Consider the following 12,417-nt stretch of genomic DNA (forward strand, 5'->3'; position numbering starts at 1 on the left):
AATGGATTTCATCAAGCACTTTATTTTACATATCATATTAGCCATAACTTTTGCAGTTTTGGCTTTTTATTTTCCAATAAAAAAAACCGAACGTAAGATAATTTCTCCTAGAAAATTCAAGAAAATATCACCAAAATATCGAAAATGGGATGTTTTTTTTATGGTAATCATGGTTACTTTTCTTGTTATTTGTACTTATTTATTGACTGAAACATTTCTTTATATCTACAAAATAACGGATACTCATCACGATGCAATTTTTAATATTCTAACAGCAAGGTTAGCTTGGTATTTTCCATTTACACTGGTTTCAATGGCAATTTATGTACGATTGAGTTTTCAAATTTCAAGATTTTTTTTGAGAAATGATTTTGAAGAATATATGGATTATTCCACACAAACTACTTACGGAATCGACAATGAAAGTTTGATTAAACCATTAATCTGGGTTTGCTTATCTTTAAGTTTTATCGGATTATTATGGATGTATGATTACAGAAGCTTTATTTACAACGACTATCTTGAGTATAATGAATTATCAACCATTGGGAAAAATAAAAAATATGTTTTTAGTGATATTAAAAAAATAGAATTTGAAAGATATTATTCAGACGAAAAATTACTTGAAAACTATAAAATTTCATTTGCTGATTCTAATTACTGGAATATTCATGGCGGGCTATTTTACGACAAAAATGAAGTAATAATTGCTCAATATCTTTCACAAAAATCTAAAGTAAAAATAGATACATTGAAAATAAGAAACGATTAGAGGTTTTCTCCAATCGGTAAACCGATTGATTTCAACAAAAGTGAGGCGTTAAAGCTTTTACAAACGCCTTCTTTTATCAAATAATCGAACAATAATTCTCCATTTTCGGTGGCATATTCAAAATAATAATTCTTAACCGAATCGGGATATTTCTCTGAAATTTCGGTCATTCTCAAATCATGCGTAGCCACCATTGCATAAGCTTTCGAATCAACTATTTTTTGCAATAACGCCATCGAGCCCGCCAATTTATCTTCCGAATTTGTTCCTCTAAGCATTTCATCAATCAAAAAAAGTGAATTTTCGTGCTTATTGATTGCCGCTAAAACCAATTTAATTCGCTCAATTTCAGCTTTAAAAGTCGAAGCATTTTGTTGAATCGAATCTTTGATTCGCATATAACAAATCAATTTTATACCCAAACTGACATCCATTTTCTTAGCAAAAACAGGACAACCCGCATAAGCTAAAACGATATTCAAGCCAATTGTTCGTAGAAAAGTACTTTTACCCGACATATTTGAGCCAGTAATGAGCGTCAATCTATTTTTTTCGTCAAAATCAAAATCATTACTAATCACATTTTTAGTATTGATAAGTGGGTGCCCCAATCCTATCCCATTTAAACGAAAATTTTCTTGATTATTGATTGTTGGAAAGCACCAAGTTGGATGATTAAAATGCACCGTTGAAAAACTCGCATAACATTCAAAAACGCCAATTGTTGCAAAAATTTTTTCAAAAAAATCTGGATTTTCTTGAAGCCATTTGCGTAATTTAATCAACTGAAGTGGCTCAAAAGGCGAAGCAATTGTCAGAAAAAGAGACGCTAACATATTTTTTCGCATATCCAGTTTTTTCAAAATAACTACAAAATCATCAATTGGATTTTTAGTATTTAGTTTAGAAATTGGCAAATGTTCGTGAGCGGTTTTCAATATTTTCGATTCCCAATTTTCTTGAGCAATGAGTTGAGTAGCAACACCAAACTTTTCCATTAATCTTCCAGCACCTGCAACCGCATTAAAATATTCTTCGGTATGACTTCGGTTGATACCCGTCAAACGAAAATTAATAAATGCCAAAGCAGCGACACAATAACCAGCAAATGATAGCGAAATAAAATATGCAGAAGCGAACACTCCTAACCATAAAAATGGTACAATTTTGCTATAAATTTCGATGAATGCTTCAAATTTGACGCGTGGCGGATGTTCAATTTGATTCAAAACTTCGCTTACGCCACGTTCTTCATTTGAAATTTTAAACATTGAGGCAAAAAAACGCAATCGCCAATCAGTTTTAGCAGCTATTTCTTTACCAGATTCTTGTTTTTCAATGACTGAAAAAGCACTATTTTCACCCAAAAGTTGAGCGGCTAGAGCATCATTTCCTGACTTACTTTTGGCACGATTAATTAAATGAAACAATGAACCTCCGCCAAAAATATCCAAATCATCGCTAAAAGCGTGCGTTGGAGCGGCATATTCTTGACCATTATAATAGACATTTGGAAGACCTTTTAGGCAAGCAATTTCATTATTAATGACGGCAAGCGTTGTTTCATTTAATTCAATTTCTGCATCAATCTTTTCATGTTTTTTCACTAAATAATAAAAAGAAAATATGCCCGCAATAATCGAAATTGAGCCAACAATAGCATTAATCTTAAAAAGTTGATAAATCAAAATCAAAAGACCGATGATTAGAAATAATCTAAACATCGAAATTTGGTCACTTTTCTTCTTTAATTGAGCAATTTCTACAAGTAATGTGGTTGATTTTTCTTGATAAGTCTGTTCCATTTGTGGGTTTTCGATGTAAGCAACAAAAATAACGAACATTAGTTGAGTTTTAGGAAAAATTCTAAAGTTTATCGGTTTGAATGTTTATTTTTGTTAAAATTTAATCTGAAAATTTTCATGCAAATCATCAATCCAGCTACCGAAAAAGTTATTACTACAATACCCGAAGATTCGACAGAGAGTCTCCAAATGAAACTAAAAATTTTACAAAAAGGTCAAAAAAAATGGGCAAAAGTTGCTCTTAAAAAACGCATTGCTATCATTGAAAATTTTTCAGAATTATTGGCAAATAATATCGAACAGCTTGCCACAACTCTTACTTCAGAAATGGGAAAACCACTCCAACAAGCTCGAAATGAAGTAAATGGAGCGAGAGGGCGAATAAAATATTTCTTAGAAAACTCACAAAAATACCTTAAAGATGAAATCGTAACCCGACAAGAAGGTTTGACTGAACGAATTTCTTATGAACCTTTGGGGGTTGTTTGCAATATTTCGGCGTGGAATTATCCATTTTTAGTTGGTGTCAATGTATTTATTCCTGCATTGATTGGCGGTAATGCAGTTTTCTATAAACCTTCCGAATTTTCAACATTGACAGGTTTAATGATTGAAAAACTTTTGAAGGAAGCAGGTATTCCTGATGATGTTTTTGCGGTTGCGGTTGGAGCAAAAGAAGTTGGTGAACAATTGCTAAAAATGCCTTTGGATGGCTATTTTTTCACAGGTTCATACCAAACAGGTTTGTCTATTTATGAGAAAGTTGCCCCTAAAATGGTTGTTTGTCAGCTTGAACTAGGCGGCAAAGACCCACTTTATGTGGCTGACGATGTAGTTGATATTCAGGCAGTTGCAGCAGGAACAGCCGACGGAGCTTTTTATAATAACGGTCAGAGTTGTTGTGCTGTTGAGCGAATCTACGTTCACGAAAAAGTTTATGACCGTTATGTTGAGGAATTTGTAAAAGAAGTTAAATCGTATAAAATCGGTCAGCCGACAAGCGACGGTGTTTATATTGGTGCTTTGAGTCGAAAATCGCAAATAGGTTTTCTTGAAAAACAAGTGCAAGATGCTTTAAAAAAGGGGGCAACTTTATTGAGTGGTGGAAAAGCAATCGAAAGTGAGGGTTATTTCTTCGAGCCAACAGTTTTGACGAATGTTACGCACAAAATGGATGTGATGCGTGAAGAATCTTTCGGGCCAATCATTGGAATTATGAAAGTTAAAGACGATAATGAGGCAACCAAACTCATGCAAGATACCGAATACGGTTTGACAGCCGCAGTTTATACTGCCAATAAGAAGCGAGCGGAAAAAATATTGAAACAAATTGATGCAGGAAGCGGTTATTGGAACTGTTGCGACCGAGTTTCTGCTCCATTACCTTGGAGTGGCCGTAAAAATTCGGGCTTTGGTGCTACACTTTCTCACGCAGGTATTCGGGCATTTGTGAAGCCAAAAGCTTGGCATTTACGAGGTTAACTTACATTATAAAATTATTACATAAATTTCTCAACAAACAATTATTAGCCTAACATGAAACAAACACTTTTATTTTTACTATTGGTATCGACAACGAGCCTTTTTGCCCAAACTCCAGCCAAAAGACCACTAAAACCATCGGATGTTTATCGTTTACAAAGTTTGAGCGACCCACAAATTTCACCTGACGGGAATTGGGTAGCTTACACGCTTTCATCAGTAGATTCAGTAAAAAACAAACGAAACGCTGATATTTGGATGAATTCTTGGGATGGTAAAGAATCTATTCAACTTACACACAGCTCCGATGGAGAATCTCAACCTCGTTGGAGTCCAGATGGAAAATACTTGTCATTTACTTCATCGAGAGGTGGTTTAAGTGGCAGTCAAATTTGGTTAATGGACAGACGTGGCGGCGAAGCAAAACAATTAACCGACCTTAAAAAAGGAGATTTGAACGAATATGCTTGGTCGCCCGATGGAAAGAAAATTGCTTTGGTCATCAGCAGCCAAGCCGATACTTCAAAATCAAAAACACCAAAACCAATAGTTATTGACCGTTATCAATTCAAGCAAGATGTAGAAGGTTATTTGACCAAAAAGACAACACATTTATATTTGTATGATATTACAACTAAGAAAATTGATACTTTAACCAAAGGTATTTATGACGAAACCTCACCAAAATGGTCGCCAGATGGTACTCAAATTGCATTTTTGAGCAACCGAACGCCAGACCCTGACCGTAATGATAATACTGACATTTGGGTAATTGATGCAAAACCAAATGCTCAAATGAAACAAATAACCACCTGGACTGGAAGAGATAATGCAGCAGAATGGAGTCCAGATGGTAAGCAAATTGCCTATTTACGCACAACTTCTTCTGAAAATTATATAATGTATGACCAATCCATTTTATGCGTCATATCGAAAGATGGTGGTGAACCCAAATTATTGACAAAAACATTGGATAGACCAGTTGGTACACCTCGTTGGGCCAAAGATGGTTTATCAATCAATGCTATAGTAACTGATGACCGCACTAGATATATTGCACAATTCGCAGTGGTTGATGGTAAAATGACTAAAGTTTTAGGGGGAAATCGGACTTTTAATACGATTGAAAGACACCCTTCGGGTAATTTTTTAGCCACCATGTCTGACTCTCAAACGCCAACTGAAATTTATGTTTTAGATGGAGGAAATATTCGTCGATTAACAAAACACCAAGAAGCTTTCCTCGCTCCTTTATCACTAGCAACAGTTGAAGGTTTTTCTTCTAAAAGTAAAGACGGTGAAACTGTCTCGAATATTTTGTACAAACCTGCCAATGCTATCAAAGGCGAAAAACTACCAGCGATTATGTTTATTCATGGCGGGCCTGTGGCTCAAGATGAGTTTAATTTTGATATGTCTCGACAAATGCTAGCTGCGGCTGGCTACGCAGTTGTGGCGGTCAATTATCGTGGTTCAAATGGTCGTGGATTAGATTTTTGCAAGATAATTTCTGCCGATTGGGGAAATAAAGAGGTTTTAGATATTTTAGGAGCAACCGATTATCTAGTGCAAAATGGTATTGCCGACCCCGAAAAACTAGGTATTGGCGGTTGGAGTTACGGCGGTATTTTGACTAACTACACAATTGCTAGTGACACACGTTTCAAAGTTGCATCAAGTGGTGCTGGCGTTTCGTTGATTTCATCACTTTATGGAGTTGACCAATATATTTTACAATACGATAACGAATTGGGGGCTCCTTGGAAAAACTTCGATAAATATATCGCTTTATCTTATCCATTTTTAAAAGCTGACCGAATCAAAACGCCAACGCAATTTATGGTTGGTGAAAGCGACTTTAACGTACCTTCACCAGGAAGTGAGCAAATGTATCAAGCACTTCGCTCTTTAGGAACACCAACAGAATTGATAATTTATCCAGGACAATTTCATGGATTTACCAATCCAAGTTTTCAAAAAGACCGTTTTGAGCGTTATATTTCTTGGTTTAATAAGTATTTGAAGAAATAAAGATGTGATTTTTAAAAGGGTAGATTTCTAAAAATTTACCCTTTTAAAAATCATGGTTTGAATTTTTCATAAATCTCTGCTCCTGTTACAAGATTTTTTCCGAAAATTTCAATGTATTTTACACTAGGGCGAAAATCATCATTTCCTTCTTCTAATTGAACAAAAACTTTGTGTAATTGCCCTTCAAGTCCATTAATAAACATGGTTGCAATTGCTTGTCCATTTTCATTTAATTTCAACTTAATAATTCTCTTTTTGAAAGCCATAACTCTCACATCAAAGCTATCATTTTTATTAGAATTTGGCGTTGTTTCTACGCCAAAAGCCAAAGCTTTTTCAATTATACTAAGATTCTGAGTGTGTACTTTTTCATCATAACGAATCCAATATACGTTCACTGGATTTTTAACATTTAGTTTTCTATCTTTTGTCCAATTCGCATCATAAATTACAGTATGTGCATTATTGCTTCGTTGAATATAAAACAAACGGTTCGGAGAAGCTGGTGGTAAAGGATAATTTTGAGCAAATGTTTTTAAGCAAACGATAATCAGTAAATAGAACATTATATTCGTTTTCATACTTTTTTAATAGCTATTTTCAAATATTGTATCATTGTAACGATTCGATTTTCCACGCATTGTTCAATTAACAAAAGACTCAATAATATTCCAACGAAACAACTTAAATAATCAGTAATTATTTCAACAATTTTTAACGAAAAATTAATTTCAAACAGCTTCTTGAGGTATTTAGGCTGCTTTGTGGATGCTAAATTTTCTATAAAAATTTAGCATCCACAAAAAACTCAATCATTATTTTTGATTCAATATACGTGTATCGTCCTATATTTTTCCTACTATATCTATATTATTTGTGTTTGTTGGTGGAAAGAAATATATTTGATAATACAAAAGCAATCATATTCAATCCTCTATAAAACAAATGAATAAACTTAATTTGAACCGTCGAAAATTCATTCATGGAGTTTCGGCAAGTATTGCTCTTTCTACGCTGGGTAGTTTCACCAAACCCGTTTTTACTCCTGCAAAAACATATAAAGTTGCCTTGATTGGTACAGGTTGGTATGGCAAAAGTGACTTATTTAGACTTATCCAAGTAGCTTCTGTTGAAGTAGTTGCTTTGTGTGACCCTGACCAAAATATGCTCAAAGCGGCAGGAGATTTGGTAGCTAAAAGACAACAATCGAAACAAGTGCCGAAGCTTTACGGCGATTATCGCAAATTACTCGCTGAAAACAAATTAGATATTGTCTTGATTGGTTCACCAGACCATTGGCATGCACTTCAAGCCATTGAAGCCATCAAATCTGGAGCTAATGTTTACGTTCAAAAACCAATCAGTGTTGATGTAATTGAAGGTGAAGCAATGGTGGCTGCCGCTAGAAAATACAATAAAGTAGTACAAGTAGGAACACAACGAAAAAGCACTCCTCACTTGATTGATGCAAAGAAAAATATTATTGATGCTGGATTATTAGGAAAAATATCGCACGTTGAAATGTGTTGTTACTATCACATGAGAAACAATGGAAATCCTCCCGTTGAAGCAGTTCCTGATTTCTTTGATTATGACATGTGGACTGGCCCAGCTCCTATGCGTCCTTACGATGGTTTACCACATATTCGTTGGTGGCGTACTTTTAACGAGTATGGAAACGGAATCATGGGCGATATGTGTATTCACATGTTTGATACAGTAAGGTGGATGTTGAAACTTGGTTGGCCGAAAAAAATCACCTCAACAGGAGGAATTTATGTACAAAAAGAAGGCAAATCGAATATTGCTGATACCCAATCGGCTATTTTTGAATATGAAGAATTGAATTGCGTTTGGCAACATCGTTCTTGGGGAACTCCAGCAAATCCTGATTATCCTTGGTCGTTTACTTTATATGGAGAAAAAGGAACACTTTTTGCCAGTACAATGCAATACGATTTTATTCCAGATGGAAAAGGTGAGAAAATTCACAAAGATGTTGTGTACGAAAAAACAAAATATCCCGAAGATTTAACCGAAGAGCGTATTGAGCTAAATGCTGCACCTGCAACTAGGCTTCACATGCTTGATTTTTTGAATGCGATTGAAAATAATTCTCGTCCAGTAGCTGATATTGAAGAAGGACACATTTCGACGGCAAGCTGTATTTTAGCAAATATGTCAATGAAAGTTGGTCGCCCATTGGTTTATGACCCTAAAAAACGAGAGGTTGTAAATGATAAAGAAGCAAACCAATTACTAAGAAGAGCTTATCGAGGTCCGTGGAAACACCCCGAAGTTGATAACGTATAATATCAGAAACGCCCGATTTTACTTTCGGGCGTTTTTTATTAAACTTTTCTGTAGTTTTTTCATCTAAATGCTACACAGTTGTAACTTACTTATTTTTCTATGCTAAAGCCTTTCACACTTTCGCTTTTTTTGTTTGTTAGTTTATTTTTGGTTAATTGCCACCTTCGAGAAAAAATAGAAGCCATCAAAGATTATAGATTTGATAAAACGATTACGGTTGATGGCTTAGAACGCACTTATCGGCTCAACTTACCTCCTACTTATTACCAAAATACCAATTTACCTTTAGTAATTGCGATGCACGGTGGCGGCGGAAGTGCCGACCAATGCGAAAGTGATTATAGTTTAACTCAAAAAGCTAATAGCGAAAATTTTGTCATTGTTTACCCCGAAGGTGTGCAAAGTAATGGAATCTTACGAGCCAGAACTTGGAATGCTGGCACTTGTTGTGATTATGCCGTAGAAAAAAACATTGATGATGTACACTTTATTAGTGTTTTGATTGATGAATTATTGAAAAACTACAAGTTAAATCCAAAAAAAGTTTATCTCACAGGAATGTCAAACGGAGCAATTCTTTCTTACCGTTTGGCTTGCGAAATTCCGAATAAAATTACTGCAATTGCGGCAGTGAGCGGCCCAATGTCATTAAAAGACGAATGTAAATCTCTTAAACCGATTCCAATAATGCACCTACATTCGGTACTCGACCAGAAAGTACCTGTGAATGGTGGAACGGGGATTTTTGGCAATACTTTTCCTGCTGTTATGAGCGGTTTAAATTCTTGGAGCAAAATAAACGAATGTAAAACACCTGCCAAAGTCATTAAAGATGACTCAAAATACAAACTAACGCAATGGCTTGATTGTAAAAACAATGCAGTTATCACTTATTATTTGACCAAAGATGGCGGTCATTCTTGGCCAGGAGCAATAAAAGTTCGAGCTGCTGCCGATGAACCTTCAACTGTAATTAATGCCAATGATTTGATTTTTGATTTCTTCAAACAGTTTTAGAAAAATAAAAAGCCGCAAGTTTTACTTACGGCTTTTAACTTTATTTAGCTCCTGGAGGACAATTTTGTTTCAAATAATTAGTAAAAAGCGTGTTCAGATGTTTTCTCGTTCCTTCGCCTTCATAAATTCCATGACTACGATTAGGATACGGCATAAATTGAAATTGTCGATTATGTTTAATTAATTCATTTAGCAACATCTCAGCATTTTGATAATGCACATTATCATCGCCAGTTCCGTGTATGTAAAGTAAATTTCCTTTCAGGTTCTTTGCATGTGTTATTGGCGAACCATTCACAAAATCTTCACGGTTTTCCTGCGGAAGTCCCATATAGCGTTCTTGATAAATATTATCATAACAAAGTTGATTGCCAACGGCTGCCACCGCTATACCTGTTTGATAATATTGTGGATATTGGAAAAGCAAATTCAAGGTCGAAGAACCACCTCCGCTCCAACCATGTACGGCCACCCTGGTTGTATCAACAAAACCCCATTCTCTGATTTTTTTCACGGCCATAGCTTGGTCACGAATATTAACAATACCAATTTTTCGATAAATAGCTTTTCGCCATGCACGCCCACGTGGCAGCGGAGTTCCTCTATTATCAACTGAAGCATAAATGTAGCCGTCTTTCGCCATATCACCATTATAAAGACCGTTGAAACCAGTTCCATAAGTATCTAAAACAGTTGCCGCAGCAGGTTCGCCATAAACGTTAAACACAATCGGATAGCGTTTGGTAGAATCAAAATTTACGGGTTTCACCATCCAACCTTCAATATCAATTCCGTCATCGGTTTTAACTTTGAAAAATTCTACACGTTTATTGATTTCTAGCGTAGATAATTTCTTGGTAATGCTTTCTTTTTCTGTCAATGGCGAATGTTCAGTCAAATTTATCCACTCTGTCATATTCGGAATATTGGCACTCGAAAACGAATGTCGAGCAAATTTACCATTCGGTGAAATACTATATGTATTTGTTCCTTTTGGAGCATTTTCAGCCACAGGTTGCATACTTGAAGAACCATCTAATTTGATTTTGAACAAATAATTTTGCAAAGCATTTTGCGGCGAACCTGTAAAATAAACATATCCATTTGCTTCATCAATCAACGAAATATGTACAATATCATATTCACCTTTGGTTAAAAGCGTTTCTTTACCAGTCAAGTCCATTTTGTAAATGTGTCTCCAGCCATCTTTTTCACTAACCCACAAAAACTCTTTGCCGCCCTTAATCCACTCCCAGCCTTCTGGACTATCAGCCCAGCGTTCTTTGGTATCAATCCAAGCTTCGTCGGTTTCGGTTTGAATCGTTTTTGTTGTTCCCGTAAGTGCTTGACAAATAATTATTTTACTCTGATTTTGTTTTCGATTCAGTTGTTGAACAATGATTTCATTGGTATTCGGAATCCACTCCATGCGAGGCACGTAAGTTTGCTGCGGGTCGCCTTCGATATTCATTTTTAGTGTTTTCCCAGTAGCTACGTTTGCAACTAAGATTTTATATGGTGATGGACTTTCACCCACTTTTGGATACTCAACTGGCACATTGAATGAATAAATAGAATCCGTATTGTTTATCATCAAAAAGTCTCGAATTTTAGTCGCATCAATTTGCCAAAAAGCAATACTTTTTCCATCAGGACTCCATCTAAAACCATCTCGACAAGCAAATTCTTCTTCATAAACCCAATCGAACGTACCATTTATCATTCGGCGAGTGCCGTTGGTTGTTAGAGCTTTGATTTTATGTGTTGCGAGGTCTTCCACAAAAACATTATGTTCGCTCACATAAGCTACTTTTGAACCATCTGGCGAAAATTTAGCAAACATCAACGATGAAGCAGGTTTTCCTATTCCGAGCTGAGATAAAGCGTTGGTTTTGAGGTTTAAAACCCAATAATCGCCACGAGTTTCATACCGCCAAACTCGCTGAGAATTTGTGTAAATTAATAGTTTTGAGCCATCATCGCTCAAAATATAATTACGAACACCTAATGGTTTTTCAGCTCCTTTTGGCGTTAGTTGGGTTTTCGTAATTAGCACAGTTTTTTGTTGAGAAGGCAACGAATAAGAAACGATTTCGCCATTTTCGACTCGTGTATAGGCATTACCATCTTTGCTCCACTTGATTTGTTGGGCTTGGACAAAACCTATAAAAACGCTAAAAATCAGTAATAAAAGTATTTTGTTTTTCATGTTTTGGATTGGGATGAAGTAATATTGATAACTAATATTTCCCAAATTTAACTTTAGAAAATAGATTTCATTATATTTGTTTAGAAAATATCTTTAAGGGGTGCGTGAGTTTTTATCTAATTTTCTTTTAAAATCATTTAGATTTAGCACATGTATGATTGGAAATGGGGTTTTCTTAAGAATGTTGAAATGTTTATCTTCGGTAATAATAAAATCTGCATTTGCCATTAAGGCACAATCTACAAATTTGTTGTCGTCAGGGTCGATTTTTATCAATTCCCAAAAAAAGTATTCCTTAATTAAAATCACATTTGGGCTTTCCAAAAGAATATCAAGAATCAATTCAGCAGCATCGAAATTATACTTTTGTTCAAAAATCTCGGCATACTCATCTAATATTTCGGTTGTAACGCACAATTCAAATTGTTGTTTTTGAAAAGCCTGCCAAAGCCAATGCGTTTTTGAACGAGCAGAAAAACAGGTCACAGGTCAATAACTGATTGGTATCAATAACGACCCTCATAAGGTTTTATTTTGAAGATGTTTACGATATGATTTATATGAAGTACGATTATGCTCTTGCTTCATATTATCAAAATCTTGTTCGGTATAGCCTTTTTCATCGGTGATTTGTTCAATATTTTCTTGCAACTTACGAAACTTGAACTCCAGCAAAAGTTGACGCAGCTCCTGCATATCAGTTTGATTAAGTTTGACTTTAAACAAACTTAACAACTCAATTTGAGCTTCCGTAAATGGTGGTTGAATAGCTACTCCCATAAAATGTA

The 12,417-nt window shown here is 35.3% G+C and carries 10 protein-coding genes; 5 read left to right on the forward strand and 5 right to left on the reverse strand.

The genetic code is table 11. From position 1 onward, the window contains the following. The first annotated feature begins 1 nt into the window (after nt 1). Entirely contained in the window at nt 2-772 is a 771-nt protein-coding gene (locus tag MJQ71_RS09840; protein WP_238806440.1) for a hypothetical protein, read from the forward strand. Here the strand turns inward: MJQ71_RS09840 and MJQ71_RS09845 are convergent. Beyond that, entirely contained in the window at nt 769-2,616 is a 1,848-nt protein-coding gene (locus MJQ71_RS09845) for a MutS-related protein (RefSeq protein ID WP_238806441.1), read from the reverse strand. The genes MJQ71_RS09840 and MJQ71_RS09845 overlap by 4 nt on opposite strands. A gap of 78 nt (nt 2,617-2,694) precedes the next feature. Here MJQ71_RS09845 and MJQ71_RS09850 point away from each other — a divergent pair, with 78 nt between their 5' ends. Together MJQ71_RS09850 and MJQ71_RS09855 are read left to right on the forward strand one after the other, a co-directional pair. Beyond that, on the forward strand, nt 2,695-4,059 hold the full coding sequence (locus MJQ71_RS09850) for an aldehyde dehydrogenase family protein (RefSeq protein ID WP_238806442.1): 1,365 nt from the start codon (nt 2,695-2,697) through the stop codon (nt 4,057-4,059). Between the two features lie 54 nt (nt 4,060-4,113). Beyond that, nucleotides 4,114-6,090, forward strand: coding sequence for a S9 family peptidase (locus MJQ71_RS09855; protein ID WP_238806443.1), 1,977 nt, complete (start codon nt 4,114-4,116; stop codon nt 6,088-6,090). 50 nt (nt 6,091-6,140) lie between these two features. On the opposite strand, the gene MJQ71_RS09860 is transcribed toward MJQ71_RS09855, so the two are convergent. Next, nucleotides 6,141-6,671, reverse strand: a complete 531-nt coding sequence (locus MJQ71_RS09860; protein WP_238806444.1) for a DUF4833 domain-containing protein — start codon at nt 6,669-6,671, stop codon at nt 6,141-6,143. 364 nt (nt 6,672-7,035) lie between these two features. Between MJQ71_RS09860 and MJQ71_RS09865 the strand changes: the two genes are divergently transcribed. Both MJQ71_RS09865 and MJQ71_RS09870 read left to right on the forward strand, forming a co-directional pair. Continuing rightward, nucleotides 7,036-8,403 carry a Gfo/Idh/MocA family protein gene (locus MJQ71_RS09865; RefSeq protein ID WP_238806445.1) on the forward strand — a complete coding sequence of 456 codons (1,368 nt, stop codon included), beginning with the start codon at nt 7,036-7,038 and terminating at the stop codon, nt 8,401-8,403. Between the two features lie 99 nt (nt 8,404-8,502). Beyond that, the gene (locus MJQ71_RS09870) at nt 8,503-9,420 is read left to right on the forward strand and encodes a CE1 family esterase (RefSeq protein WP_238806446.1); all 918 of its coding nucleotides are present in this window, start codon (nt 8,503-8,505) and stop codon (nt 9,418-9,420) included. A 40-nt stretch (nt 9,421-9,460) separates the two neighbouring features. On the opposite strand, the gene MJQ71_RS09875 is transcribed toward MJQ71_RS09870, so the two are convergent. From MJQ71_RS09875 to MJQ71_RS09885, 3 genes are all read right to left on the reverse strand, one after another. Next, entirely contained in the window at nt 9,461-11,629 is a 2,169-nt protein-coding gene (locus MJQ71_RS09875) for a S9 family peptidase (RefSeq protein ID WP_238806447.1), read from the reverse strand. Between the two features lie 93 nt (nt 11,630-11,722). Next, on the reverse strand, nt 11,723-12,115 hold the full coding sequence (locus MJQ71_RS09880; RefSeq protein WP_238806448.1) for a putative toxin-antitoxin system toxin component, PIN family: 393 nt from the start codon (nt 12,113-12,115) through the stop codon (nt 11,723-11,725). 33 nt (nt 12,116-12,148) lie between these two features. Next, on the reverse strand, nt 12,149-12,409 hold the full coding sequence (locus MJQ71_RS09885) for a DUF8507 family protein (protein ID WP_238806449.1): 261 nt from the start codon (nt 12,407-12,409) through the stop codon (nt 12,149-12,151). Between the last annotated feature and the right edge of the window lie 8 nt (nt 12,410-12,417).

This window comes from Emticicia aquatica (genome assembly GCF_923079645.1).
Classification (GTDB): Bacteria; Bacteroidota; Bacteroidia; order Cytophagales; family Spirosomataceae; genus Emticicia; species Emticicia aquatica.

Bases quoted from the DNA above. Each gene is read 5' to 3' on its own strand.
- MJQ71_RS09840 (WP_238806440.1), top strand. From the start codon at position 2: ATGGATTTCATCAAGCACTTTATTTTACATATCATATTAGCCATAACT.
- MJQ71_RS09845 (WP_238806441.1), bottom strand. From the start codon at position 2,616: ATGTTCGTTATTTTTGTTGCTTACATCGAAAACCCACAAATGGAACAG.
- MJQ71_RS09850 (WP_238806442.1), top strand. From the start codon at position 2,695: ATGCAAATCATCAATCCAGCTACCGAAAAAGTTATTACTACAATACCC.
- MJQ71_RS09855 (WP_238806443.1), top strand. From the start codon at position 4,114: ATGAAACAAACACTTTTATTTTTACTATTGGTATCGACAACGAGCCTT.
- MJQ71_RS09860 (WP_238806444.1), bottom strand. From the start codon at position 6,671: ATGAAAACGAATATAATGTTCTATTTACTGATTATCGTTTGCTTAAAA.
- MJQ71_RS09865 (WP_238806445.1), top strand. From the start codon at position 7,036: ATGAATAAACTTAATTTGAACCGTCGAAAATTCATTCATGGAGTTTCG.
- MJQ71_RS09870 (WP_238806446.1), top strand. From the start codon at position 8,503: ATGCTAAAGCCTTTCACACTTTCGCTTTTTTTGTTTGTTAGTTTATTT.
- MJQ71_RS09875 (WP_238806447.1), bottom strand. From the start codon at position 11,629: ATGAAAAACAAAATACTTTTATTACTGATTTTTAGCGTTTTTATAGGT.
- MJQ71_RS09885 (WP_238806449.1), bottom strand. From the start codon at position 12,409: ATGGGAGTAGCTATTCAACCACCATTTACGGAAGCTCAAATTGAGTTG.